We start from the raw sequence: 23,594 nt of genomic DNA on the forward strand, positions 1-23,594 counted from the left end.
GCCGCGGCCCGCCCGGTACCGGGCGGGCCGCGGCCGCGGGGCCGCCCTCAGACGGTCGCCCGGTCGAACACCTCGCGGAAGGCGGCGCGGAAGGCCGGGAGGTCGGACGGGCGGCGGCTGGTGATCAGCGTGCCGGGCCCGTCGGTGCAGCGCACGACCTCCTGGTCGACCCAGGTGGCGCCCGCGTTGGTGAGATCGGTGCGCAGACTCGGCCAGGACGTCATGGTCCGCCCGCGCACCACGTCCGCCTCGATCAGCGTCCACGCCGCATGGCAGATCGCCGCCACCGGCCGGCCCCGTTCGCACAGGTCCCGTACGAAGGCGACCGCCCGGGGGTCGGTGCGCAGGGCGTCCGGGTTGGCCACGCCGCCGGGCAGCACCAGCGCGCCGAAGTCCTCCGCCGAGGTCTCGCCCACCACCTCCTGGACGGGGAACCGCCCCGCCTTGTCCAGATGGTCGAAGGCCTGCACCTCACCCGGCGCCGTCGACACCAGTACGGGTTCGTCACCCGCGTCCAGCACCGTCTGCCAGGGTTCGGTCAGCTCCACCTGCTCGACGCCCTCCGGCGCCACGAGAAACGCGATACGCATCAAGTCCCGTCCTTTCCGCGGCCGTTCACCAGCCGCCTGTCGGGGGGTCGGCGAGGCTGGCCCGGGGCGGGCCGACGGCGGCGCGGCCATGGCCGTCGGCGCGGCTGATCTCCGCCAGCGCGGAGTGCGGCTCGCGGGCCATCGCCACATCGCCGAGGCTGACCATGCCGACCAGCCGCCCGTCCTCCACCACCGGCAGCCGCCGCACCGCGTGCTCCCGCATCAGTCCGACCGCCGTCGCCACGGTGTCGTCGGGGGCCACCACCACCGGGTTGGGCGTGCACACCATGCGGGCGCTCACCACCAGCGGGTCGGCGCCGTCGGCCACCGCGCGGAGGGTGATGTCCCGGTCGGTGAGCACACCGAGCACCTGCCGCTCGGACGCCACCAGCACATCGCCGATGTCCTGGGCGCGCATCAGTTGCGCGGCCTCCACCAGCGAGGCGTCCGGCGGCACGGCGACCACACCCGGCGTCATGACTTCCCTGACCACATCAGCCATGCCAGGCCCTTTCCCGTCCCCGGCACGGGGGCGTGAGGCAGTGCGACGGTGCCCGCAGTACCCCGCAGCCGCGGGTCTAAGCCTCCCGGCGGGCATGGACCAGCGCCTCGGCGAGCTCGCGGGCGTTGGCGTAGCGGGCGTGGTCCGGGAGCGTGCCCACCAGCTCGACCAGGTCGTCCGGCGCGTGCCGTGCGCGCAACGCCCCGCGCAGCCGCCCGGGCCGCGCGGGGAAGGCGGTACGGCCCAGCAGCCGGGCCAGTTCATAGCGGAGCGCGGCCACCGAGCCGGCGGAGGGCCCGGCGGTGACGGGGCCGCCCGCGACCTCCGGATCGTCGTCGGCGGCGGGCTCCGGGTCGTGCCACTCCTCGGTCCTGGTGGGGTGGCCGGACACCAGCAGCCCGCGGAGTTCGGCCTTCATCTCCTCGTCGCGGTGCACGCTGAGCCGGTCACTGCCTCGTTGCATCACTGCCTCCTCGACGGCTCGGGGGCGGGCCTACTCGGGTGTCTGCCTCGCGTACCCGGTGCGACGGCGGCGACACCGGTGGCGGGCGCCGACTCCGGGGTGCAGGCACCCTGTCACCGCCTGTCGGAAACGGGGCGGTTTGCCGGGTGGTTCGGGGGAACTCGGTGCGCTGTCCCCCGCCACTTCCTGGAAGGACAGGGCTATGGCGATACTCGCCGTGCTCATTCCGTTGGTGATGCTGGTGGTCCTGCTCGCGATGGGCAGGTACGAGGATCTGATGCTGCCGTGGCTGTACGAGGAGCGGGAGCGGCCCGGCTCGACGGAGGACTCCGGCAAGACGGCTGCCGCGGATGAGTCGGACGCGGTACCCGCCACCGTCGTCCTCGAAGGTGTCGCCGCCGCAGTGGCGCATGTGGTCACCAAACCGCCGCCCATACCGGTACGGGCCGCCGCCCGTGCCCCCGCCGCCCCGCCCCGGCGCCCGGCGTCCCCGCTGCGTCCGCCGTCCGCCGCCCGCCCGGTGGCGAGGCCGGCCCGGCTGGCCGCCCGCAGGCCCGGCGTGCGCGGTGTGTGAGGAGTCCGGAACTGACCGTTGTGTACCGGGAAGTGTTGGTTTGGGACCGGCGAGTAGCGGGGAACGGACCGATAGTGCTTCGGACAGGAGGCACGTCCGTGGGAGCGGAGTACCGCACCCCGGGTGTGTCCCCGCCCGCCGGTGCAGCCCTCCCACCCCGACCGTCCAGCAGGGATGATCCGAGGGAGTGGCGACGCATCATGCGAACCGACACCCGGGCGAAGCACCCGCACGACGACGCACCCGACACCGCCGACGCCTTCCGCCGGCTCACCACCATGCCGGCAGGACCCGAGCGGGACACACTGCGCGACCAGGTCGTGGAGGCCTGGCTGCCGATGGCCGACCGCCTCGCGGGCCGCTTCCGGGGGCGCGGTGAGGCCTACGACGATCTGCGGCAGGTCGCCGCGCTCGGCCTGGTCAAGGCGGTGGACCGCTACGACCCGGCGCGCGGCTGCGCCTTCGAGAGCTATGCGGTGCCGACCATCACCGGCGAGATCAAGCGGCACTTCCGCGACCACATGTGGACCCTGCACGTCCCGCGCCGGGTGCAGGACCTGCGCAACCGGGTCCGCTTCGCCGTCCAGGACCTCACCCAGTCCGTCTCGGGGCGGCTGCCCAGCATCAGCGAGATCGCCGAGCGCGCCGGGATGAGCGAGGAGGACGCCCGTACCGGACTGGAGGCGCTGGACAGCTTCACCGCGCTGTCGCTCGACGCGGAGCTCCCCGGCAGCGAGGACGGCTACGCGCTCCGCGACGCCCTGGGCTCACCGGACCCGGCGCTGGACGTGGTGATAGACCGCGAGTCGGTCAAGCCGCGGCTGCGGGCGCTGCCCGAGCGGGAGCGGACCATCCTGTACATGCGGTTCTTCGGCGATATGACGCAGAGCCGGATCGCCGACCAGCTCGGTATCTCGCAGATGCATGTGTCCCGTCTGATCAGCCGCAGTTGCGGCCGGCTCCGCGAGGACATCCTGCACGACCGCCGAATGCCCCAGGCCGCCTGAACCCCGTCCCGCACCCCGTCCCGTGACCTGGTCGAAGTGCCGCGTCACGGGACGAGCTACGGGGTGATCGGCTCCCGGCCGGCGAGCAGGTCGTTGAGGCGTGCGGCGGTCGCGGCGTCGAGGTGGAGGTGTTCGCGCAGACCGGTTGGAGCGTCCGGACGGTCGGCGATGCGGCACAACTGCTCGGCGATCTCCCGATAGGCGCCCTGGTCGTGGACGCACTCCGGGTCGAAGTTCCACACCCGGTCGCAGAACCACCGGCCCCACGGCTCGGCCTACGAGCAGCAGCCGTTCGGCCAGGAGTGCAGCAGTTCGCCCACCGTCCGGCCGGGGGCGAGTGACAGCCCCAGTTCCGCCAACTCGGCCAGTTGCTCTGCGAGATGCATGGCCACGACCGTAACCCGGGGCGCCGATCAGGGGCGGCGGCGTATGGCCAGGGCGAGGTGGCGGGCCATGGTGTCGGCGGCCTGGGCCTCCGCCATCGAGAAGGCGTCGCGGGCGCCGGTGCGGAAGAGGGTGAGGACCCCCTGTACGGCGCCGTCGCGGGGGTCGGTGAGGGGCAGGCAGAGCAGGGAGGTCACATTGGCGCGGACCAGTACCGGGTCGCCCGCCGGGTCGTGGCCGAAGGCCTCCGGGTCCTCCGGCCGTACCTGGAGTGCGGTGGAACCGCCGCGGGCCGCCTCCACCACGAGCGGGCAGCCCGAGGGCTCCTGCTTGGTCAGCGCCTCGGCCAGGGGGTCCGCGCCGGGGCCGTCTGGGGCCAGCACCGTGACGCGGTGCAGCCGGGCGGCGCCGGTCTCCGCCACCACCCAGTCCGCGAACCGCCCGTGCAGCACCCCCGCCGCCCGCCGCAGCACCACCGCCGGATCCCCGGCGGGCGCCGTCAGCAGCGTGGTCGCCATGGTGTCCAGCAGTTCCAGCAGGGCCGCGTGCCGGGTCGTCTCGGTGAGGTCGGGGGTGTGCGGGCCGCCGGTGCGCGGGGCGGGCGCGGGGTCCGAGCCGGCGGTGTCCCGGGCCGGTTGGAGCACCACCAGCACCACGATCCGCGGCTCGTTGGTGGGCCGCAGCGGGGTGAGGGTGGCGCGGACCGGGAGCGCGGGCGACTGCTGGAGGTGCACCACCAGCGAGCGGTCGCCCTCGCCCCGCGCCACCGCCGCCACCTGCGAGCGGAAGGCGGCCCGGTCCGGGTGCCCGAGCAGCCCGGTCAGCGGCCGGCCGGTGGCATAGCCGGCCCGTACGCCGGTGAGGCCGGTGGCGGCGAAGTTCATCCGGCGCACCACCGACTCCCGGTCGACCAGGGCGACCGGCAGTGGGAAGCGCTGGAAGAGGGCGCGCAGCAACTGCTGTTCGAGACGGTCCGCGGAGGGCGGGCTCCCCGCCGACCCGCCATCGGTGACCAGACGCTCGTAGAGTGGCCACAGGCGGCCCGCCACATGGTCGAGCTCGAAGATGGCCGCGTCGAGCACGGCCGGCAGGTCCCCCTCCGGTACGCCCCTGGCGGACTTCAGCTCGGCGATGCGGTGCACGAAGTCGGCGAGTTCCTCGCCGAAGTCGTCTCTCTGTGCCATGCGTCGAACTTAGCCCGGAATCCGTCTCCCGGGGCAGGCGAAGGGTAGCTGCGCGATCGAGGAGGCTGGGCACCATGGCGGAACCGGAACAGCTTGGCCCGCGAGCGTCGGAGGCGGCGCTTCCGAGCCGCAGGCTCTCCGACCTCGCGGAGAAGGCACTCAACTGCACCCCGGGCTGCTGCGGCGCCGGCACCACCGTCTCCGGGCTCGACTCCTTCGACGGCCCGGCCGCCGAGCGCCCCGCCGCCGTCACCCATCCGGACCTGTCGGCACTGATCGCCGTACAGCTCCGCACCGGCCACGGCCCGGTGCCGCTCGCCGCCCGCGCCGGGGCGCCCGTCGACACCGCCGATCTGCTGCACGAGGAACGCTGGCCCCGCTACCGGGCGCTCGCCCTCGACGCCGGCATACGCACCAGCCTCACCCTGCCGTTCCGCAGCCCCGGACTCACCGTCACCCTCAGCCTCTACGGCTTCCGCCCCGGCGCGCTGGCCGCCGCCACCCACGGCCCCGCCCGCGCCCTCGGTGAACTGGCCGCCGCCGGACTGGCCCGCGACCGCGCCTACCAGGCGGCCCTCGCCGAGGTCGACCACCTCGGCGCCGCCCTCCGCTCCCGCCCCGTCGTCGACCAGGCCTGCGGCATCGTGATGTACGTACTGTCCTGCGACGCGGACCGCGCCTTCGCCGTGCTCAAGCGGATCTCGCAGGACACCAACCGCAAGCTCACCGAGGTCGCCGCCCGCATCGTGGAGAGCCGCGGGCACGGCGTCGAGGCCGAACTGACCCGGCTCGCACCCGCCGCCACCGGGGCCTAGACCATGGCCGGCCCGCAGGCGGAACCGGACGCCGGGTACGGCCCGGTGCGCTTCGGACCCGGGCTGCCCGGGGACGGGCTCGCCGTCCCGCCCGAGGCGGCCGCCGCCCTCGCCGGAGCCGCCGCCGAGGGCCGGGCCGAACCCCTCGGCGGCGGGCCCGCACTGCTCGACGCCGTCCGCGGATTCGCCGCCCGCCGCGGTCTGACCGCCGGCCCCGACCGCCTGGTGGCCGCACCCGGCGCCCCCGCCCTGCTGCTCGCGCTGACCGCCGCGGTCGGCGGCGAGGTACTGCTGCCCCGGCCCTGCTGCGCCTGGTGGGCACCGGGCGCCCGGCTGCTGGGGCGCGCGGTGTACCCGGTGCCCACCCCCGTCGAGTGCGGTGGCGTACCCGACCCGTACGCGCTGCTGGAGACGGTGCGGCGGGTGCGGGCCGAGGGCGGGGATCCGCGGCTGCTGGTGCTGTCGGTGGCCGACGACCCCACCGCGACCGTGCCGCCGCCCGAGGTGCTGCACGAGACGGTGGAGGCCGCGGCCGGCGCCGGACTGCACATCGTCAGCGACGAGACCCTCCGCGACACCCGGCACCCCGCCGCCGCGCCCGGCCCGGCCACAGGCGGAAAACCCCGGCCCACCGTGGCGGTCAGCCCAGCCGAGATGGTGCCGGACCAGGTCACCGTGCTCAGCGACCTGTCCGGCGCCCTGCTGCCGCCCGGCTGGCCCGCCGCCTTCGCCGTACTGCCGCCCACCGCCGACGGGCACCGGCTGCGCGGCCGGGTGCTGGACGCGCTGACCGCGCTCGGCGGCCGTATCGGGGCGCCGGTCGCCGCCGCGGCCGCGTACGCCCTGGCCGAGCCGCCCGCCGTCACCGGCCGGGTCGCCGCCACCGCCCGGCTGCACGGCACTCTCGCCGCCGCCGCGTACCGGCTGCTGCGCCGGGCCGGTGTACTACTGCTGCCACCGCAGGCCGGCCGGCACCTCTACGCCGACCTGGGGCCGCTGCGGCCCGCGCTCGCCGCCCGCGGCATCGGCGACGCCCAGGACCTGGAGGACCACCTCGGCGCCCGCCTCGGGATGCCGGCGCCCGGCGGCCACCGCTTCGGCGACCACCTCTCCGAGCTGCGGGTCAGACTGCCCACCTGGCCGCTGGCCGGTGCCACCGAGGAGCAGCGCGGCGCGACGCTCACCGCACCGGACCCGCTCGAATTGCCGCCGGTGCGCGCGGCGTTGAGCATGTTCGCGGCGGTCTTTGACGATCTGGGCGCCGCCCGGTGAGAGCCGGGCGCCGGCGCCCGGCGAGGGGAGCCCCGAAGATGACGCAGCACCCACCACCCGCCCCGGCGGCCCGCCCCGGCACCCCGCCGCTCCCCGCACCGCGGCCGCTCGGCGCCCGCCGGGTGTGGCCGCGGTCCTTCGCGGACCGGCTCACCGCCCCGCTGCCCGGACTGCGCGCCTTCGCCCGCCTCGCCCGCGAAGGCGCCGTACGCCCAGGACCCGAGGCCCGCGCCGGCATCCCCGAGCTGCCCTACGCGCCCGGCCCGCTGCCGCCCGCCGGGCCCGGCACCACCGCCGCCACCTGGGTCGGGCACGCGAGCTGGATCGTGCGGATCGGCGGGCTCACCGTGCTCACCGACCCCGTCTGGTCCCGCCGCATCCTCGGCACACCCCCGCGGATCACCCCGCCCGGTATCGCCTGGAGCGCCCTGCCCCGGATCGACGCCGTCCTCATCAGCCACAACCACTACGACCACCTGGACGCCGCCACCCTGGCCCGGCTGCCCCGCGACACCCCGCTCCTGGTGCCGGCCGGGCTCGGCCGCTGGTTCACCCGCCGCCGCTTCGACTGCGTCACCGAACTCGACTGGTGGGAGGCGGCCGAACTGGGCGGTGTGCGCTTCGACTTCGTGCCCGCGCACCACTGGTCCAAGCGGGCCCTGCACGACACCTGCCGCAGCCTGTGGGGCGGCTGGGTCCTCACCGACGGCCGCGGCCGGCGCCTCTACTTCGCCGGGGACACCGGCTACGGCCCCTTCTTCCACCGCATCGGCCGCCGCTACCCCGGCATCGCCCTGGCCCTGCTGCCGATCGGCGCCTACGCGCCCCGCTGGTGGCTGCGCGATGTGCACTGCGACCCGGAGGAGGCCGTCGCCGCCTGCCGCGACCTCGGCGCCCCCCGGATGGCGCCCATGCACTGGGGCACCTTCCTGCTCTCCGCGGAACCCGTCCTGGAACCCCTGACCCGGGTACGCGCCGCCTGGCAGCGCGCCGGGCTGCCCCGCGACGACCTGTGGGACCTGCCCGTCGGCGCCTCCCGCACCCTCCCCGCCGCGGAAGCCGTCAGGCCCGGCCCCGCATCCGCCGCCACAGCGACGGAGCAGCACTGACCGCCAGCGTCAGCCCCACCGCCGCCGCCACCCCCTGCCACGGCTCCCGGAACAGCGAGCCGCCGAGAATCCCGATCAACTGGTACGTCACCGCCCAGGCCAGGCACGCCGGGACGTCACCGCGGGCGAACCGGGCCAGCGGCATCCGCGCCAGCAGGCACGCCAGCATCACCGGGATGCGGCCCGCCGGCATCAGCCGCGACAGCACCAGCACCGCCCGCTCGTGCTCGCCCAGCCGGGCCTGCGCCTGCGCCAGCCGCTCCTCCGGCGCCCGGGAGCGGATCGCCTCCAGCCACCGCGAACCGTTCCGCGAGCCGACGCCGCGCCGCCCCAGCCAGTACAGCGTCACATCGCCGAGGAAGGCGCCCAGCGAGGCCACCGCGAACACCAGCAGCAGCGTGAAGGGCGCGGTGTCCGTGCGGTGGAAGGCGACCACGGCCGCCGAACTCACCAGCGCGCCCGTCGGCACCACCGGCACCAGCGCGCCGATCAGCACCAGCAGGAACAGCGAGGGATAGCCGATGGCCTGCTGCGCCGGATCCGCCGGCACCGCGGCCAGTACGGGCAGCATCACCGCGCGGCCTCCGGGCGGACGCTCTCCCCGTGCCCCAGCAGATGCACCGCCACCGAAGGCGCCCGCAGACCCGCCAGACGTGCGAACTCCTCGCCCGGCGCGTGGAATTCATACGGGCGCACCGCGTCCATCCCGATCGGCCAGTACGTGCCGTAGTGCACCGGGACGGCACTGCGTGGCGCCAGCCGGGCCAGCGCCTCCACGGCCCGGGCCGCGTCCAGATGGTCCGGGCCCAGATACGGGCCCCAGCCGCCGACCGGCAGCAGCGCCACATCCACCGGGCCGACCTCCGCCGCCATCGCGTCGAACAGCCCGGTGTCCCCGGCGAAGTACGTCCGCGCCTCGCCCACCACCACGTATCCCAGCGCGGGGGAGCGGTGCGGGCCCACCGGCAGCCGTCGCCCGTCGTGCCGCGCCGGCACCACCCGTACCGTGAGCGGGCCCTCGGTGATCTCCTCGCCGGGCGCCACCTCGGTGATCCGCAGCCCGGTCAGCCTCCGCAGCCCCGGCACCTGACGCGGCGCGCCCCGCGGCACCAACACCCGCGTACCGGGCGCCAGTCGGGCCAGCGACGGCGGATGCAGATGGTCGGCGTGGAGGTGGGAGACCAGGACGAGATCGGCCTCGGTCGCGGTGGGCGGCGGGACGGCGCCTCGGCGCCGCCGCAGATGCGCCAGCCGCCGCGCGAACAGCGGGTCCGTCAGCACCCGGGCGCCCGAATCCCGCACCGTGCAGGTGGCATGGCCCCACCAGGTGATCTCCACCGGCACCCCGCTACCTCCTCCGAGCGACTGCTCCGAGCGTACGGGGCGCGGTAGGGTCTGCCGCCCGGGGCCCGAGGGAGGGGCCCGGAGGGAGGGGGACGGGTGAGCGAGGACGCGGGCGGAGGGCGTGCGGGGATGCGGGTCACCGCCATCGCGAGTCTGGTGCCGCTGGAGGAACTGGAGGACGACCCCTTCCTGGTCGACTCCCGCAGCCAGCACGCCATGTGCCGCGCCTGGGCCGCCGACCGCGGGCACACCGTCACCCACGAGCTGCTGCTGCACGCGCTGCGCCCCGACCACCGGGCGCTGTGGAGCGATGTGGACGAGGGCCTGGTGGACGCCTTCGTGGCGCCCAGCCTGCGGGTCCTGGAACGGGCCCTCAGCTCGGTCCCCGACTTCACCGCGGAGTGCGCCCGCCGCGGCGTCCCCCTGGAGACGGCCGGACTGGCCGAGCCCCGGTACAGCAGCACCATGAAGGCGGGCGTCCACCGCCGCCTCTCCATGCCGACCGCGGGCTACGACGGCCGCTGACCGCCCGCCCGACCCACTGTGACCGGCGGGGATACGCTGGGACGCCGGTCCGGGACGCCGGGCCGTGCCGAGTGTGAGGCGGGCGAGGATTGGCAGTCGAGACCCGAGGCGGATGGCGGAGCGCCGGCAGCGCGGTATGGCGGGTGGTCGCCGTCTGGGCGGTGTCCACCCTGACCATGCTGGTGCTCGCCGGCATCCTGCCCGACTTCAAGCTCCAGTCCGACGGCAACGACAGCGCCACCCGGATCGGCATCACCGCCGCCCTCGGCGCCGGCGCCTTCGGCCTGCTCTCCGCACTGGTGTGGCCGCTGCTGGTACGGGCGCTGCTGCTGGTGCCGGCACTCGTGCTGGGCCTGCTGGTGTTCTTCCTCAACGGCTCGCTGCTGCTGCTCGCGCTGCGGCTCAACCCGTCGGGGCGGGGCGAGGTGGCGCCGGAGACGGCGGTGGTGGTCGCCGCGGTGATGTCGGCGGTGGCCTCCGCGACGGGCGGCGCGCTCGCCGTCCGCGACGACGAGGCGTACCGCAGGCGGCTCTACCGGCGGGCCGTCCGGCGGCGGCGACGGGCCGTGCCGGGTGCCTGCCCGCCCACCCCCGGCACCGTCCACATCCAGTTGGACGGCGTCGGCCACGAGGTGCTGCGCGGCGCCGTCGGCAAGGGCCTGATGCCGACCGTGGCGGCCTGGCTGGGCGCGCCCTCGGCGGACGGCGCCCCGGGCGGCGAGCCCAGCCACCGGCTCACCGAGTGGCGCACCGACTGGTCCAGCCAGACCGGCGCCAGCCAGCTCGGCATCCTGCACGGCAGCAACCACGACGTCCCCGCCTTCCGCTGGTACGAGAAGGACACCCGGGAGGTCATGGTCTGCAACCGGCCCAGCAGCGCCATCGAGTTGCAGCGCCGCGCGGTGGCCCGCACCGGGCGGGACGGGCTGCTCAGCGAGGACGGCGCGAGCCGCGGCAACCTCTTCGGCGGCGGCGCCCAGCAGTTGGCCCTGGTGCTGTCGATGGCGGCCCGACGCGGCCGCGGCGAGCGTTCCCGGGCCGGCTACTTCGTGTACTTCTCCGACCCGGCCAACGCGGTCCGTACCGCCATGTCCTTCGTGGCGGAGGTGGGCCGGGAGCTGGGCCAGTCCGCGCGGGCCCGGCTCGGCGGGCGGCGGCCGCGGGTGTCCCGGGGCGGCCTCTACCCGCTGGTGCGGGCCTTCGCCACGGTGGTGGAGCGGGATGTGGTGGTGGCCGCGGTCATCGGCGACATGCTCGCCGGGCGCCGCGCCGTCTACGCCGACCTGGTCGCCTACGACGAGGTGGCGCACCACTCGGGCCCCGCGAGCGGGGACGCCGGGAAGGTGCTCCAGCGTCTGGACCGGTCGCTGGCGCTGCTCGCCAAGGTCGCCGAGCACGCGCCCCGCGAGTACCGCATCGTGCTGCTGTCCGACCACGGGCAGAGCCCCGGCGAGACCTTCCAGGCCCGCTACGGGCTGACCCTGGGCCAACTGGTGCGGGCGGGCTGCGGGTTGCCGGTGCCGCGCCGCGCGGGCCGTACCCACAGCGGCGCGGAGGCACGGGCCGCGGTACGGGCGGCGCTGCACCGGCCGGTGGAGGAGGGCGCCGAGGAGCACCGGCCGGCCCGCCGCTCCGGCCCGGTGGTACTGGCCTCCGGCAATCTGGGCCTGGTGTCGTTCCCCGATGTGCCGCACCGGATGACCCGGGAGGAGATCGACCGGCGCCACCCGGCGCTGCTGTCCACCCTCGCCAACCATCCCGGTGTCGGCTTCGTCCTGGTCGCCTGCGAGGGGGAGCCGGGACCCGACGGGACCCCTCCCGGGGTGCTGCTGGGGGCGCGGGGCGCGGAGGTCCCGCTCGCCGAACTGGACAGCGCCCCGGGCCCGTTGGCCGACTTCGGCCCCGGTGCCGCGGACGCGGTCCGCCGCACCCACGGCTTCCCGCACACCGCCGACATCATGGTCAACTCCTGGTACGACCCGGCCGACGGCGAGGTGCTGGCCTTCGAGGAGCAGATCGGTTCGCACGGCGGCCTCGGCGGTGCCCAGACCCGCCCGTTCCTGTTGTCGCCGCGCACCCTGAGCGATCCGCTGACCGACGGCAAGCCGCTGGTGGGCGCCGAGCAGGTGCACGGGGTGCTGCGGCGCTGGCTGGCCGAGTCGGACGCCGCGCGGACGCCGGCCGCCGAGCCGTCGACCGGTCAGGTGGCCGACACCTCGTAGGGGCCGCGGTGTTCCCCGGGTGGCCCGGCGCGGGGTGTGATCGGATGTGGGGGCGGGCGAGGAGGCCGTCCCCGCTCGCACCAGAGCACTGCGAAGGGAAACACCGTGGCAACCACCCGTTCCGCACACACCGTCTGGGAAGGCAATCTGACCGAGGGCAGGGGCGTCGTCACCTTCGACTCGTCCGGCATCGGTGCGCAGCCCGTGTCCTGGCCGTCCCGCGCCGAGCAGGCCAACGGGAAGACCAGCCCCGAGGAGCTGATCGCGGCCGCGCACTCCAGTTGCTTCTCGATGGCCCTCTCCAACGGGCTGAACAGCGCCGGCACCCCGCCCACCCGCCTCACCACCTCCGCCGACGTCACCTTCCAGCCCGGCACCGGCATCACCGGTATCCACCTCACCGTCGAGGGCGAGGTGCCCGGGATGGACGCCGCGGCCTTCACCTCCGCCGCCGAGGACGCCAAGGCCAACTGCCCGGTGAGCCAGGCCCTCACCGGCACCACCATCACCCTCACCGCGAAGCTCGCCTGAGCCCGCACGGCAAGGTGCCGCGGTCCCGGCTCGGGGCCGCGGCACCTTCGTGCGGAGGGGGTCAGGAGCCGGTGCGTTCCCCGCCGCGCCGGTCCGGGCACGGCCCCAACTGCCGTGGATCGCGCGACCGGTAGAGCACATAGGGCGGCCCAGGCGGGGGGCGACAACCGGGGGGTGGGCCGACCGGGTTCGCGGCCGGCGGCGGCGTGCTGTGGCAGGGTGGGCCGGGTCCCCACCCCCGGTGTCCGGTACGGAAGGAGTGCGGTCATGGCCGCAGCAGCGTTGTCGCAGCAGGAGACCCAGGACCGGCTGGCGGAACTGCCCGGCTGGCGGTTGGAGGGCGACCGTATCGCCCGTTCCTACCGCCTCGGTTCGCACTTCGGGGCGACCGCGATGGTGGTGCATATCGCGCAGGTCCAGGAGGAGCTGAACCACCACTCGGAGCTGACCCTCGGCTACAACACGGTGTCCCTGACGGTGAACACGCACACCGTCGGCGGTCTCACCGCGCTGGACTTCACCCTGGCCGGCCGTGTCGAGTCCCTGGCCGGGGTGCACGGGGCGAGCTGACCGGGGGCAGCAGCAGGGCCGGTGCCCGCCTCGGCGGACACCGGCCCTGTCGCGTAGGTGGAAGTCAGGCGCTCTCGAAGACGGCCGGGTCGGGGCCGAGCCGCCGGTCCTCGTTGAGGGCGCTGATCGCAGCGATGTCCTCGGTGTCCAGCTCGAAGGAGAAGACGTCGATGTTCTCCCGGATCCTGGACGGGGTCACCGACTTGGGGATCACCACATTGCCCGCCTGCACATGCCAGCGCAGCACCACCTGGGCGGGGGTGCGGCCGTGCTTCTGCGCGATGGCCACGATCGCCGGCACCTCCAGCAGGCCCTTGCCCTGGCCCAGCGGCGACCAGGCCTCGGTGGCGATGCCCTGCTCGGCGTGGAACTCGCGGGCGGCACGCTGCTGGAGGTGCGGGTGCAGCTCGATCTGGTTGACGGCGGGGATCACCGAGGTCTCGTCGAGCAGCCGCCGCAGATGCTCGGGGAGGAAGTTGGAGACACCGATGGAGCGGGCCCGGCCCTCTTCGCGCAGCTTCTCCAGCGCACGGTAACTCCCCACGAAATCACCGGACTTGGGCCGCGGCCAGTGGATCAGATACAGATCCACATACTCCAGCCCGAGCTTCTCCAGCGAGGTGTCGAAGGCGCTCAGCGCGGCGTCGTACCCGTGGTCGGAGTTCCATAGCTTGGTGGTGACGAAGAGGTCGTCGCGGGGGACTCCGGAGGCGGCGATGGCCCGGCCGGTGCCGCTCTCGTTGGCGTAGAGGGCCGCGGTGTCGATACTGCGGTAGCCGGCCTCCAGAGCCGTCAACACGGCCTGCTCGGCCTCGTCGTCCGGCACCTGCCACACCCCGAAGCCAAGCTGGGGCATCTCACGGCCGTCGTTCAGGATGATCGGGGGGACCTTGCTCACGAGCGTTCGATCCTTCGGTTCGTCGGTGCGGTGCGCCGGTCGGCGGCTTCCATCCTCAACGATCGCCGCGCCGGGCGCATTCCTGTCGCGCCCCGTACCCGCACCACACTCGCTCACGCCTGGTACAGCGCCTCGATCTCCTCGGCGTAGGCCTGCTCGATCGCCTTCCGCTTGAGCTTCAGCGACGGGGTGAGCAGGCCGTGCTCCTCGGTGAAACGGTGGGCGAGGATACGGAAGGTGCGGATGGACTCGGCTTGCGAGACAAGGGTGTTGGCGGCGACGACGGCCCGTCGCACCTCGTTCTCCAGGTCGTGGTCCCGGACGAGTTCGGCGGGGGAGAGCCGCGGTTTGCCGCGCATCGCCAGCCAGTGCTCCACGGCCTCCCCGTCCAGGGTGACCAGCGCGGCGACGAACGGGCGGTCGTTGCCGACGACGACGCACTGGGCGACCAGCGCGTGGTCCCGCACCCGCTCCTCCAGTGGGGCCGGCGAGACGCTCTTGCCGCCGGAGGTCACCAGGATCTCCTTCTTGCGGCCGGTGATGGTGAGGTAGCCGTCCTTGTCCAGGGAGCCCAGGTCGCCGGTGGCGAGCCAGCCGTCGTGCAGGACTCTCGCGGTGGCCTCGCGGTTGTTGAGGTAGCCCGCGAAGACATGGCCGCCGCGGATCCACACCTCGCCGTCGTCCGCTATGCGCACGGTGGTGCCGGGGACGGCCTGGCCGACGGTGCCGAAACGGGTCTGCTCGGGCGGGTTGGCGGTGGAGGCGGCGGTGGTCTCGGTGAGCCCGTAGCCCTCGTAGATGATGACTCCGGCGCCGGCGAAGAACAGGCCCAGCCTGCGGTCCATGCCGGAGCCGCCGGACATGGCGTGCCGCATCCGCCCGCCCATCGCCTCCCGGATCTTCGCGTAGACGACCTTGTCGAAGAACTGGTGCTGCATCCGCAGCGCCGCGGTGGGCCCCGGTCCGATACCGAAGGCCTTGGCCTCCAGGGCGTCCGCGTAGCGCACCGCCACATCCACCGCCTTCTCGAACGGCCCGGCCCTGCCCTCCTTCTCGGCCGTGCGGCGGGAGGCGTTGAACACCTTCTCGAAGATGTACGGCACGGCCACGATGAAGGTGGGGCGGAAGGACACCAGGTCGGGCAGCAGGGCGGCGGCGTGGACCTGCGGCTGGTGGCCGAGCCTGACCCGGCCGCGGACGGCGGCGATCTCCACCATCCGCGCGAAGACATGCGCCAGCGGCAGGAACAGCAGGGTGCGCGCCTCGTCACCGCGCCGGGAGTGGAACACCGGCTCCCAGCGGGCCACCATGGTGTCCGCCTCGAACATGAAGTTGGAGTGCGTCACCATGCACCCCTTGGGGCGGCCGGTGGTGCCCGAGGTGTAGATGACGGTGGCGACGGAGTCCGCGGTGACGGCGCGGCGGTGCCGGTGCACCACCTCGTCGTCCAGGTGGGCGCCCGCCGCGTACAGCTCCTCCACGGCGCCCGCGTTCAACTGCCAGAGGCGGCGCAGCGCGGGCAGCCGGTCGATGACGGAGCCGATGGTCATGGAGTGGTCCTCGTGCTCCACCACCACGGCGGAGACCTGCGCGTCGTAGAGCATCCAGAGGACCTGCTCGGCGGAGGACGTCGGGTAGAGCGGCACCACCTGGGCGCCGACGGTCCACAGGGCGAAGTCGAAGAGGGTCCACTCGTAGCGGGTGCGGGACATGATGCCGACGCGGTCACCGAACCGCACCCCCTGCGCGAGGAGCCCCTTGGCGAGCGCCAGCACCTCGTCGCGGAACTCGGCCGAGGTCACGTCCCGCCACTCCCCGGCGTCGTCCTTGCGGCCGAGGGCGACGCGCTTCGGATCGTCCTCGGCGTTCTCGAACACGACGTCGGCCAGGCCGCCGGGCGGTGGCGCCGGAGCCATGGGTGGGGTGGTGAACTCGCGCAAAGTTACTCCTTGTGGCGGCTCCGCACAGCGCCGGTGACGGTACCCCAACCCGGGCATAAGCGGGAGGGGCGCCGAAATGCCGGTATCAGCCGCGAATTCACAGCTCAGCCACGGGAGACGGGGTCACAAGGGGAAGTAACCGGACGGAAAAGTTACGCATCGGTAAGTAGTTGTGGCGCAATCTCCATCGAATCTGTACGGCAACGCCCCCGGGCATCCACGGTGAGGCCCTGCTCAGGGCGGGTCGGGCGGTGTCACCGGGGGCGGTGCAGCCGGTCGCCGCCCGCCAGGATCGCCGCCGCCAGCGCCTCGGCCGGGCCCTGGGCGGAGGGCCGGCGCCGTCCGTGGGTCAGCACGAAGTCCACCCCGCCGAGCGGCGGCAGCCCGGCCCGCTCCGGTACCGGCACCAGACCCGGCGGGACCATGCCCCGCGAGTGCGCCATCACCCCGAGCCCCGCCCGCGCCGCCGCCACCAACCCGCTGAGACTGCCGCTGGTGCAGGCGATACGCCAGGGCCGGCCCGCCTGTTCCAGTGCCCGCAGCGCCAGTTGGCGGGTGATGCCGGGCGGCGGGTAGACGATCAGCGGCACCGGGCGTTCCGGGTCCAGCCGCAGCCGCTCCGAGCCGATCCACGCCAGCCGGTCGTGCCAGACCGGCTCGCCCCGGGTGTCCTCCGGGTGCCGCTTGGCCAGCAGCAGATCCAGCCTCCCCGCCGCCAACTGCTCGTGCAGCGTGCCGGAAAGCTCCACCGTCAGCTCCAGATCCACCTCCGGATGATCGTTCCGGAACCCCTCCAGGATCTCGGGCAGCCGCGTCTGTACGAAGTCCTCCGAGGCGCCGAAGCGCAGCCTGCCGCGGAGCCGGGTGCCCGCGAAGAACGCCGAGGCCTGCTCGTGCGCCTGGAGGATGCGGCGGGCGAAGCCCAGCATGGCCTCCCCGTCCTCGGTCAGCTCCACACTGTGGGTGTCCCGGGTGAAGAACTGCCGTCCCGCCGCCTCCTCCAGCCGCCGCACATGCTGGCTGACGGTGGACTGCCGCACCCCGAGCCGGTGCGCGGCGCGGGTGAAGCTCAGCGTCTGCGCCACCGCGAGAAAGGTCCTGAGCTGCGTCGGGTCGTACATGGCCCCGAGGCTAGCGCGGGCTATCGCAGAACGTGATGGCAGTCAGTCCGGTATGCGGGATTCCCGATCATGGGCCCGGGGAGGACGATGGGGAGGTCACGACGCCGGGCCTCCAACAGCCGCCCCGCACAAGCCTGTTCCGGGCCGTCCCGGGAGAGCACGCACATGTCGCGGCACGTCAGCGAGTCCGAGCAAGTGAGTACGTGGAGAGAATGCCCAAGCGCCTGTCCTGGCCGTCCTGGATCCCGGTCGACCCCTACATCGTGCTCCTGCTCGCCACCGTGGGACTCGCGGCTCTGCTGCCGGCCCGCGGCGCCGGCGCCGACGTGGCCTCCGGCGCCTCCACCACCGCCGTCGCCTTCCTCTTCTTCCTCTACGGCGCCCGCCTCTCCACCCGCGAGGCGATGGACGGGCTGCGCCACTGGCGGCTCCATCTCACCGTCCTGGGCTGCACCTTCGTCCTCTTCCCGCTGCTCGGCACCCTCGGCCGCGGCCTGGTGCCGTACCTGCTGACGCCCGCGCTGTACGGCGGCTTCCTCTTCCTGACCCTGGTGCCGTCGACCATCCAGTCGTCCATCGCCTTCACCTCGATCGCGCGCGGCAACGTCCCGGCCGCGATCTGCGCCGGCACCTTCTCCTCGCTCGCCGGGATCGTGCTGACGCCGGTGCTGGCCGCGGTGCTGCTCGGCGGCAGCGGCGGCGGGGTCTCCGCGGACGCGCTGCTGGAGATCGTGGGGCAACTGCTGCTGCCGTTCGCCGCCGGCCAGTCGCTGCGCCGCTGGATCGGCCCGTTCCTCACCCGCCACCGCAAGGTCCTCGGCCTCGCCGACCGCGGCTCCATCCTGCTCGTGGTCTACGCCGCGTTCAGCGAGGGCGTGGTGCGCGGCGTCTGGCACCAGGTGACCCCGCTGCGCCTGCTGGGCCTGCTCGCCGCCGAGGCCGTCCTGCTCGCGGTGATGCTCGCCGCGACCTGGTACGGCGCCAAGCGGCTGGGCTTCGGGCGGGGGGACCGGATCGCCATCCAGTTCGCCGGTTCCAAGAAGTCGCTGGCGGCCGGACTGCCCATGGCCACCGTGCTGTTCGGCGCGCAGGCCTCGCTGGCCGTACTGCCGCTGATGCTCTTCCACCAGATGCAGCTCATGGTGTGCGCGGTCCTCGCCAAGCGGCGCGCCCGCGACCCGGAGCCGACGGCACCGCAGACCCGCGAGCCGCAGACCCGCGAGCCGCAGACCCGGCAGCCGTCGAGCCCCGAGGGCGCGGTCCGCGAGCGGGTCACCGCCGACCGCTGACCGGTACGTCCGGGCACCGGGCCGCGGGGCCGGGCGGAGTGCGGCGGGGCCGGTCCGGCGCAGGGGGCGCTCCCCGCCGGACCGTGCCCCGCCCGTGTCGCGGGCGGGCGTCGGACCCCTCAGCCCTGGGCGGCGGACGCCCCCAGAGCCATCCGCTGCTCGCCCGCGTACACGTTCATGGAGGAGCCGCGCAGGAAGCCGACCAGGGTGAGGCCGCTCTCCGCGGCCAGGTCGACGGCGAGCGACGACGGGGCGGAGACCGCAGCCAGTACCGGGATGCCCGCCATCACCGCCTTCTGCGCCAGCTCGAAGGAGGCCCGTCCGGACACCAGCAGGACGGACCGGGACAGCGGCAGCGACCCGCTCTGCAGGGCGCGGCCGACCAGCTTGTCCACCGCGTTGTGCCGGCCCACGTCCTCACGGATGTCGAGGAGTTCGCCGTCGGCGGTGAAGAGGGCGGCGGCGTGCAGTCCGCCGGTCCGGTCGAAGACGCGCTGCGCGGCCCGCAGCCGCTCCGGCAGCTCGGCGAGCAACTCCGGCTCCAGGCACAGCGGTTCGCGGGTGCCGCCCAGGGTGTCGTCGATCGGGTGGCGGGCGGTGGTGCGCACCGCGTCCAGGCTGGCCTTGCCGCACAGCCCGCAGGAGGAGGTGGTGTAGACGTTGCGCTCCAGCGTGATGTCGGGGAGCTGCACCCCGGGCGCGGTCACCACGTCCACCACGTTGTAGGTGTTGGAGCCGTCCACCATTGCGCCCGCGCAGTACACGATGTTGCTGAGGTCGTCCGCGGAGGCGAGGACGCCCTCGCTGACCAGGAAGCCCGCGGCGAGCGCGAAGTCGTCGCCGGGGGTGCGCATGGTGATGGCCAGCGGTTTGCCGTTCAGCCGGATCTCCAGCGGCTCCTCGGCCACCAGGGTGTCCGGCCGGACGGATGCACGCCCGTCCCGGATGCGGATGACGCGGCGGCGCTCGGTGACACGTCCCATGCTTGATCAGTCCCGGTTCTGTCCGTGCTGGTGGCCCTCGGCCCTGTGCGGAGGGGGGCACCGCTGCGGTGGGTGGCCCTCCGGTCTCGTCCGGTCTCATTGTCCTGCACGTGGTGCTCCGGCCTGATTCCCACCGAAGCGATGAATACTGTCTACAGTATGCGGATGCTCGGGGCGAGGGTCCTGCGACAGTGAGTACGCGACGGCTCACGGCCTCCGCATCCGGCACCGCCGTGCAGGCGGGAGTCCACAAGCGACACGTCCGAATCCTGTCGCCTACCCTGCCCTCGTACCCGCGAGTCGCTGGTCAGACTGGCGATCGTGACCCGGAGGCGCCCGACCGCATCGTGACCCTGAGATGCCGGGGGATGCCCCATCGGCAGGAGAAGGGGGACCGTCGGTGAACGGTTCGATCGTGAACGGCTCGCGCATCACCGCCGTCGGCCACTACCAGCCCCGGCGGGTACTGACCAACGCCGACCTGGAGCGCATGGTCGACACCGACGACGCCTGGATCACCTCCCGGGTCGGCATCAGGACGCGCCATATCGCGGGCCCCGACGAGCCGGTGGACGCCCTCGCCGCCGAGGCCGCGGCCAAGGCACTCGCCGCCGCCGGACTCACCCCCGGCGATGTCGACCTCGTCCTGGTCGCCACCTCCACCGCCGAGGACCGCTCGCCCAACACCGCCGCCCGGGTCGCCGCCCGCCTCGGCATGGACGCTCCCGCCGTACTGGACCTCAATGTGGTCTGCGCCGGATTCACCCACGCCCTGGCCACCGCCGACCACTCGCTGCGCGCCGGCGCCGCCCGCCGCGCCCTGGTCATCGGCGCCGACTCGATGTCCGCGGTGGCCGACTGGACGGACCGCTCCACCTGCGTCCTGGTCGGCGACGGGGCGGGGGCGGTGGTGGTCGAGCCGGAGGAGCCGGTGCCGGGTGCGCGCCCGGCGGTCGGGATCGGGCCGGTGCTGTGGGGTTCGGTTCCGTCCATGGGGGACGCCGTCCGGATCGAGGGCAGTCCGGCCCGCTTCGCCCAGGAGGGGCAGAGCGTCTACCGCTGGGCCACCACCCGGCTCCCGCCGCTGGCCCGCGCCACCTGCGAGCGCGCCGGTGTCGCCCCCGAGGAACTGGCCGGGGTGGTGCTGCACCAGGCCAATCTGCGCATCGTGGAGCCGCTGGCCCGGCGGATCGGCGCGGTCAACGCGGTCGTCGCCCGCGATGTGGTGGACTCCGGCAACACCTCCGCCGCCAGCATCCCGATCGCCCTCGCCAAGCTGGTCGAGCGCGGCGAACTGACTACCGGCGATCCGGTCCTGCTCTTCGGCTTCGGCGGTAATCTCTCGTACGCGGGTCAGGTCGTGCGCTGTCCCTGAGCAGGTCATGCGCCCGATTTCACCGCCGTGGAGGGGAAAAGTGAGGTGGCCGACTTCGCGGCGCGCGTGACACGGCGGCGACCCTAAACGGTAGACTGTAGACGATAGCCAATTGAATGCTTGCTGCTCGTTGCCCAGGAGGGGACCGCGATGCTGTCCACAGGACTACCGCAGGGGGCGGTGCCCCGACTCGAACGCCCAGGGCCCCTGCGGGAGCGCGTCTACCACGCGCTTCTCGAACTGATCATCACCCGCGGCCTCCACCCCGGCCAGCACCTGGTGGAGAACGAACTCGCCGGCCACCTCGGCGTCTCCCGCCAGCCCGTACGCGAGGCGCTGCAACGGCTCAACACCGAGGGCTGGGTCGATCTGCGCCCCGCCCAGGGCGCCTTCGTCCATGAGCCCACCGACGACGAGGCCGACCAACTCCTCACCGTACGCACCCTGTTGGAGGCGGAAGCGGGCCGGCTGGCCGCGGCCGAGGCCGGTTCCACAGGGATCGCCGCCCTCGAAGCGCTCTGCGACGTGGGTGAGAAGGCCGTCGCCGACGGCGATGTGGACCTGGTCGTCTCCACCAACGCAGCCTTCCACGCCAAGGTGATGGAACTCGCCGGCAACGCCGTCCTGGCCGAACTGGCCGCCCAGGTCGACCGGCGGGTGCGCTGGTACTACACGCCCGTCGCCCGGCAGCGCGGGATGCAGTCCTGGATCGAGCACCGCGAGCTGATCGCCGCCATCGCCCAGCGCGACCAGGCCCGCGCCACCCAGGTCATGCGGGCCCACACCGAGCACACCCGCACCACGTACCACAACCGCTCCACCGCCTGAGTCACTCGGCGCCCCCATCTCGAACAACCCCGTCGCCCCGCCGGATCTACGGCGGGGCGACGGGGTGTGAAGGTTCGGGCGGGAGACGGCTGTCAGACCGCCTCGGAGCTGACCGGGCGCGGATCCGGTGCCGGGCTCTCGCCCTTGGGCGGTCGGCCCGGCTGGGTCAGCGTCAGCGCGATCAGCGCCGCCACCATGGAGATACCACCGGCCAAGGTGTAAGCGCCGTTGTAACCCCAGGCGTCGATCACCATGGCGCCCAGACCGCCACCGAAGAGACCACTGATCAGCTTTCCGCTGTACACCAGGCCGTAGTTGGTGGCGTTGTAGTTCTCACCGAAGTAGTCCGGGGTGAGTGCGGCGAACATCGGGTAGAAGGCACCGCCGCCGAATCCGGAGAGGAAGGCGAAGAACAGGAACAGAATCTCGTTCCGGATGTTACCGGCCCAGATGATGCCGAATTGGGCGAGACCCAGTACCACGATCACGAACACCAGCGACAACTTGCGTCCCCAGATATCCGAGAGCCAGCCGATCACCGCGCGGCCGACGCCGTTGATGACCGACATGATGCCCATCGAGGAGGCCGCGACCAGCGGGCCGAAACCGATGTCCTTGGCGAAAGCCACCTGGAAGGAGATACCGAAGATGGACACACCGCCGGTCATCACCACGGCGAGCCACATCAGCGGCAGCCGCCCGGTCTTGATGGCTTCCATCGGCGTGTACTGCTTCACCGCGGGCGGGTTCTTGGCGAGGCTCTTCGCGGACTTGGTCGCCGGCTTCAGCGGGTCGACATCCGCGGGCCACCAGTTCTTCGGCGGGTCCTTGAAGAACCAGGCGCAGACGGCCACCACGATCAGCACATAGACACCGATGAGGTCGAGAACGCCCTTGAGGTTACTGGTGTCGACCAGGTAGTTGAAGACGAAGATGAACGGCAGCGCACCATAGGCGAAACCGCCGTTGACAAAGCCGGTCTTGGCGCCGCGGCGCTCCGGGAACCACTTGCCGACCATGTTGATACAGGTCGCATACACCAGGCCGGAGCCCAGACCGCCGACCACACCGAATCCGATGATCGCCAGCCACACATTGTCCAGGTGCGAGATGGCGATAAAGCTCACCAGGCAGAGCCCCGCTCCGGTGAACATCTGGCTGCGAGCCGGGAGATAGCCCTTCTCACGCAGCCAGCCCGCCGGAAAAGCGATCCCGGCCTGAAAGAAGACCCAGACGCTAAGAATCCAGAACGTGTTGCTCTGAGTCCAGCCGTGTGCCTTGGAAAGAGTGTCCTCAGCGGAGCCGAACGCGTACTCGGAGACACTGATGGCCATCATCGCGATCCACGGCAGATACACCATGATCTTGCGGTTGTGGCCCAGAATGTCCCGGTCGGTCTCGCCGATCCGGTACACACGTCCCTTGCTGTCGGTGACTTCGCGGTACGCGACACCTTCCGCGTTCCGCATTTCCTCAGTGCTCATACAGCCCCCTTGGGCTTTCGAAAGAACTGGCCAGCGCCCCCTGTCCAACCTTTCGTGCTGCTGGGAAAGGGCTACCCGAGAAGTCCGGCGGCCCGCGCCCAGCGGTATTTCGCGCCGAGGACCTCTACGGGTTTCTCGGTCGTGTAGGGGTAGGCGACAACTCCGTGTTGGTAGAGGTAGTCGCAGGCTTCTTCGACTTCGGTGTCTCCGGCGAGTGAGGCGACGACGGGTTTTTCGATGCCCTTTGCGCGTGCTTCGGCGACGGCTTTCGCGGTGAGTTTGGCGAAGGTCATGGGTGGGGTGACGATGGTGTGCCAGTAGCCGAGGACGAGGGAGTGGATGCGTTCGTCTTCGAGGGCGAGGCGGATGGTGGCTTCGTAGGTGGCGGGGGGTTCTCCGCCGGTGATGTCGATGGGGTTCCCCGCGGCGCCGAAGGGTGGGATGTAGTGCATGAAGGCGTCGTTGAGGTCGTCGGGGATGTCCATCAGCGTCATGTCGTTGTCGGTGATGGCGTCGGAGAGGAGGACTCCGCTTCCGCCTGCGCCGGTGATGATGACGATGTTGTTGCCTTGGGGGGTGGGGAG

General features: G+C 73.1%; 24 protein-coding genes and 1 pseudogene. 12 read left to right on the forward strand and 13 right to left on the reverse strand.

Annotated features, from left to right (window positions below; all coding sequences use genetic code 11):
- Positions 1-47: 47 nt before the first annotated feature.
- The 3 genes from ACFVST_RS26870 to ACFVST_RS26880 form a co-directional block, all read right to left on the reverse strand.
- Positions 48-590 (reverse strand): type 1 glutamine amidotransferase domain-containing protein, encoded by a 543-nt coding sequence (locus tag ACFVST_RS26870; protein WP_390156175.1) that lies wholly within the window; start codon positions 588-590, stop codon positions 48-50.
- Positions 591-615: 25 nt separating this feature from the next.
- Positions 616-1,092: a CBS domain-containing protein gene (locus tag ACFVST_RS26875; RefSeq protein ID WP_390156176.1), complete on the reverse strand. Its 477-nt coding sequence runs from the start codon at positions 1,090-1,092 to the stop codon at positions 616-618.
- A gap of 76 nt (positions 1,093-1,168) precedes the next feature.
- Positions 1,169-1,555 (reverse strand): DUF2795 domain-containing protein, encoded by a 387-nt coding sequence (locus tag ACFVST_RS26880; RefSeq protein WP_390156177.1) that lies wholly within the window; start codon positions 1,553-1,555, stop codon positions 1,169-1,171.
- Between the two features lie 202 nt (positions 1,556-1,757).
- On the opposite strand from ACFVST_RS26880, the gene ACFVST_RS26885 reads away from it, so the two are divergent.
- Both ACFVST_RS26885 and ACFVST_RS26890 read left to right on the forward strand, forming a co-directional pair.
- Positions 1,758-2,129: a hypothetical protein gene (locus ACFVST_RS26885; protein WP_390156178.1), complete on the forward strand. Its 372-nt coding sequence runs from the start codon at positions 1,758-1,760 to the stop codon at positions 2,127-2,129.
- 200 nt (positions 2,130-2,329) lie between these two features.
- Entirely contained in the window at positions 2,330-3,136 is an 807-nt protein-coding gene (locus tag ACFVST_RS26890) for an RNA polymerase sigma factor SigF (protein WP_390156179.1), read from the forward strand.
- A gap of 56 nt (positions 3,137-3,192) precedes the next feature.
- Here the strand turns inward: ACFVST_RS26890 and ACFVST_RS26895 are convergent, their stop codons facing one another.
- Entirely contained in the window at positions 3,193-3,378 is a 186-nt protein-coding gene (locus ACFVST_RS26895; RefSeq protein ID WP_390156180.1) for a hypothetical protein, read from the reverse strand.
- A 171-nt stretch (positions 3,379-3,549) separates the two neighbouring features.
- Positions 3,550-4,704 (reverse strand): PAS domain-containing protein, encoded by a 1,155-nt coding sequence (locus ACFVST_RS26900; RefSeq protein ID WP_390156181.1) that lies wholly within the window; start codon positions 4,702-4,704, stop codon positions 3,550-3,552.
- Positions 4,705-4,778: 74 nt separating this feature from the next.
- Here ACFVST_RS26900 and ACFVST_RS26905 point away from each other — a divergent pair, with 74 nt between their 5' ends.
- From ACFVST_RS26905 to ACFVST_RS26915, 3 genes are read left to right on the forward strand one after another with little or no spacing between them, the layout of a single operon-like run.
- On the forward strand, positions 4,779-5,519 hold the full coding sequence (locus ACFVST_RS26905; RefSeq protein ID WP_390156182.1) for an ANTAR domain-containing response regulator: 741 nt from the start codon (positions 4,779-4,781) through the stop codon (positions 5,517-5,519).
- A gap of 3 nt (positions 5,520-5,522) precedes the next feature.
- The gene (locus ACFVST_RS26910; RefSeq protein ID WP_390156183.1) at positions 5,523-6,791 is read left to right on the forward strand and encodes an aminotransferase class I/II-fold pyridoxal phosphate-dependent enzyme; all 1,269 of its coding nucleotides are present in this window, start codon (positions 5,523-5,525) and stop codon (positions 6,789-6,791) included.
- 38 nt (positions 6,792-6,829) lie between these two features.
- Entirely contained in the window at positions 6,830-7,900 is a 1,071-nt protein-coding gene (locus tag ACFVST_RS26915) for an MBL fold metallo-hydrolase (protein WP_390156184.1), read from the forward strand.
- Here the strand turns inward: ACFVST_RS26915 and ACFVST_RS26920 are convergent.
- The gene (locus tag ACFVST_RS26920) at positions 7,854-8,471 is read right to left on the reverse strand and encodes a DedA family protein (RefSeq protein ID WP_390156185.1); all 618 of its coding nucleotides are present in this window, start codon (positions 8,469-8,471) and stop codon (positions 7,854-7,856) included. The two genes, ACFVST_RS26915 and ACFVST_RS26920, sit on opposite strands and share 47 nt — an antisense overlap.
- Complete coding sequence (locus tag ACFVST_RS26925; protein ID WP_390156186.1) at positions 8,471-9,244, reverse strand: MBL fold metallo-hydrolase; 774 nt, start codon at positions 9,242-9,244, stop codon at positions 8,471-8,473. The genes ACFVST_RS26920 and ACFVST_RS26925 overlap by 1 nt, the downstream gene beginning before the upstream one ends.
- A 129-nt stretch (positions 9,245-9,373) precedes the next feature.
- Between ACFVST_RS26925 and ACFVST_RS26930 the strand changes: the two genes are divergently transcribed.
- The 4 genes from ACFVST_RS26930 (at position 9,374) to ACFVST_RS26945 (ending at position 13,092) form a co-directional block, all read left to right on the forward strand.
- Positions 9,374-9,769, forward strand: a complete 396-nt coding sequence (locus ACFVST_RS26930) for a hypothetical protein (protein WP_390156195.1) — start codon at positions 9,374-9,376, stop codon at positions 9,767-9,769.
- Between the two features lie 143 nt (positions 9,770-9,912).
- Positions 9,913-11,991, forward strand: a complete 2,079-nt coding sequence (locus ACFVST_RS26935) for a phage holin family protein (RefSeq protein WP_390156196.1) — start codon at positions 9,913-9,915, stop codon at positions 11,989-11,991.
- 105 nt (positions 11,992-12,096) lie between these two features.
- Entirely contained in the window at positions 12,097-12,522 is a 426-nt protein-coding gene (locus ACFVST_RS26940) for an OsmC family protein (protein ID WP_390156187.1), read from the forward strand.
- Positions 12,523-12,789: 267 nt separating this feature from the next.
- Complete coding sequence (locus ACFVST_RS26945; RefSeq protein WP_390156188.1) at positions 12,790-13,092, forward strand: 4a-hydroxytetrahydrobiopterin dehydratase; 303 nt, start codon at positions 12,790-12,792, stop codon at positions 13,090-13,092.
- 64 nt (positions 13,093-13,156) lie between these two features.
- Here the strand turns inward: ACFVST_RS26945 and ACFVST_RS26950 are convergent, their stop codons facing one another.
- The 3 genes from ACFVST_RS26950 to ACFVST_RS26960 form a co-directional block, all read right to left on the reverse strand.
- Positions 13,157-13,948, reverse strand: a complete 792-nt coding sequence (locus ACFVST_RS26950) for an aldo/keto reductase (RefSeq protein WP_390156197.1) — start codon at positions 13,946-13,948, stop codon at positions 13,157-13,159.
- Positions 13,949-14,103: 155 nt separating this feature from the next.
- Positions 14,104-15,930: an AMP-dependent synthetase/ligase gene (locus ACFVST_RS26955; protein WP_390156189.1), complete on the reverse strand. Its 1,827-nt coding sequence runs from the start codon at positions 15,928-15,930 to the stop codon at positions 14,104-14,106.
- A gap of 254 nt (positions 15,931-16,184) precedes the next feature.
- Positions 16,185-17,051 (reverse strand): LysR substrate-binding domain-containing protein, encoded by an 867-nt coding sequence (locus ACFVST_RS26960; RefSeq protein ID WP_390156190.1) that lies wholly within the window; start codon positions 17,049-17,051, stop codon positions 16,185-16,187.
- Positions 17,052-17,263: 212 nt separating this feature from the next.
- On the opposite strand from ACFVST_RS26960, the gene ACFVST_RS26965 reads away from it, so the two are divergent.
- On the forward strand, positions 17,264-18,340 hold the full coding sequence (locus ACFVST_RS26965) for a bile acid:sodium symporter family protein (RefSeq protein WP_390156191.1): 1,077 nt from the start codon (positions 17,264-17,266) through the stop codon (positions 18,338-18,340).
- A 119-nt stretch (positions 18,341-18,459) separates the two neighbouring features.
- Here ACFVST_RS26965 and fdhD read toward each other — a convergent pair whose 3' ends face one another.
- Positions 18,460-19,323, reverse strand: coding sequence for a formate dehydrogenase accessory sulfurtransferase FdhD (gene fdhD / locus ACFVST_RS26970; protein ID WP_390156192.1), 864 nt, complete (start codon positions 19,321-19,323; stop codon positions 18,460-18,462).
- Between the two features lie 415 nt (positions 19,324-19,738).
- Between fdhD and ACFVST_RS26975 the strand changes: the two genes are divergently transcribed.
- Positions 19,739-20,698, forward strand: a complete 960-nt coding sequence (locus ACFVST_RS26975; protein WP_390156198.1) for a beta-ketoacyl-ACP synthase III — start codon at positions 19,739-19,741, stop codon at positions 20,696-20,698.
- A 150-nt stretch (positions 20,699-20,848) separates the two neighbouring features.
- Positions 20,849-21,526: a GntR family transcriptional regulator gene (locus tag ACFVST_RS26980; RefSeq protein ID WP_390156193.1), complete on the forward strand. Its 678-nt coding sequence runs from the start codon at positions 20,849-20,851 to the stop codon at positions 21,524-21,526.
- Positions 21,527-21,618: 92 nt separating this feature from the next.
- Here ACFVST_RS26980 and ACFVST_RS26985 read toward each other — a convergent pair whose 3' ends face one another.
- Positions 21,619-23,010, reverse strand: a complete 1,392-nt coding sequence (locus tag ACFVST_RS26985) for an OFA family MFS transporter (protein ID WP_390156194.1) — start codon at positions 23,008-23,010, stop codon at positions 21,619-21,621.
- Positions 23,011-23,081: 71 nt separating this feature from the next.
- Positions 23,082-23,594: pseudogene (locus tag ACFVST_RS26990) on the reverse strand (CoA-binding protein); the annotation flags it as partial.

Source organism: Streptomyces sp. NPDC058045 (assembly GCF_042885635.1).
Lineage (GTDB): Bacteria > Actinomycetota > Actinomycetes > Streptomycetales > Streptomycetaceae > Streptomyces.

What these genes read in the sequence shown, in the direction of transcription:
- ACFVST_RS26870 (WP_390156175.1), bottom strand. Translation starts at nt 590, where the DNA reads ATGCGTATCGCGTTTCTCGTGGCGCCGGAGGGCGTCGAGCAGGTGGAG.
- ACFVST_RS26875 (WP_390156176.1), bottom strand. Translation starts at nt 1,092, where the DNA reads ATGGCTGATGTGGTCAGGGAAGTCATGACGCCGGGTGTGGTCGCCGTG.
- ACFVST_RS26880 (WP_390156177.1), bottom strand. Translation starts at nt 1,555, where the DNA reads ATGCAACGAGGCAGTGACCGGCTCAGCGTGCACCGCGACGAGGAGATG.
- ACFVST_RS26885 (WP_390156178.1), top strand. Translation starts at nt 1,758, where the DNA reads ATGGCGATACTCGCCGTGCTCATTCCGTTGGTGATGCTGGTGGTCCTG.
- ACFVST_RS26890 (WP_390156179.1), top strand. Translation starts at nt 2,330, where the DNA reads ATGCGAACCGACACCCGGGCGAAGCACCCGCACGACGACGCACCCGAC.
- ACFVST_RS26900 (WP_390156181.1), bottom strand. Translation starts at nt 4,704, where the DNA reads ATGGCACAGAGAGACGACTTCGGCGAGGAACTCGCCGACTTCGTGCAC.
- ACFVST_RS26905 (WP_390156182.1), top strand. Translation starts at nt 4,779, where the DNA reads ATGGCGGAACCGGAACAGCTTGGCCCGCGAGCGTCGGAGGCGGCGCTT.
- ACFVST_RS26910 (WP_390156183.1), top strand. Translation starts at nt 5,523, where the DNA reads ATGGCCGGCCCGCAGGCGGAACCGGACGCCGGGTACGGCCCGGTGCGC.
- ACFVST_RS26915 (WP_390156184.1), top strand. Translation starts at nt 6,830, where the DNA reads ATGACGCAGCACCCACCACCCGCCCCGGCGGCCCGCCCCGGCACCCCG.
- ACFVST_RS26920 (WP_390156185.1), bottom strand. Translation starts at nt 8,471, where the DNA reads ATGCTGCCCGTACTGGCCGCGGTGCCGGCGGATCCGGCGCAGCAGGCC.
- ACFVST_RS26930 (WP_390156195.1), top strand. Translation starts at nt 9,374, where the DNA reads ATGCGGGTCACCGCCATCGCGAGTCTGGTGCCGCTGGAGGAACTGGAG.
- ACFVST_RS26945 (WP_390156188.1), top strand. Translation starts at nt 12,790, where the DNA reads ATGGCCGCAGCAGCGTTGTCGCAGCAGGAGACCCAGGACCGGCTGGCG.
- ACFVST_RS26950 (WP_390156197.1), bottom strand. Translation starts at nt 13,948, where the DNA reads ATGCCCCAGCTTGGCTTCGGGGTGTGGCAGGTGCCGGACGACGAGGCC.
- ACFVST_RS26960 (WP_390156190.1), bottom strand. Translation starts at nt 17,051, where the DNA reads ATGTACGACCCGACGCAGCTCAGGACCTTTCTCGCGGTGGCGCAGACG.
- ACFVST_RS26965 (WP_390156191.1), top strand. Translation starts at nt 17,264, where the DNA reads ATGCCCAAGCGCCTGTCCTGGCCGTCCTGGATCCCGGTCGACCCCTAC.
- fdhD (WP_390156192.1), bottom strand. Translation starts at nt 19,323, where the DNA reads ATGGGACGTGTCACCGAGCGCCGCCGCGTCATCCGCATCCGGGACGGG.
- ACFVST_RS26980 (WP_390156193.1), top strand. Translation starts at nt 20,849, where the DNA reads ATGCTGTCCACAGGACTACCGCAGGGGGCGGTGCCCCGACTCGAACGC.
- ACFVST_RS26985 (WP_390156194.1), bottom strand. Translation starts at nt 23,010, where the DNA reads ATGAGCACTGAGGAAATGCGGAACGCGGAAGGTGTCGCGTACCGCGAA.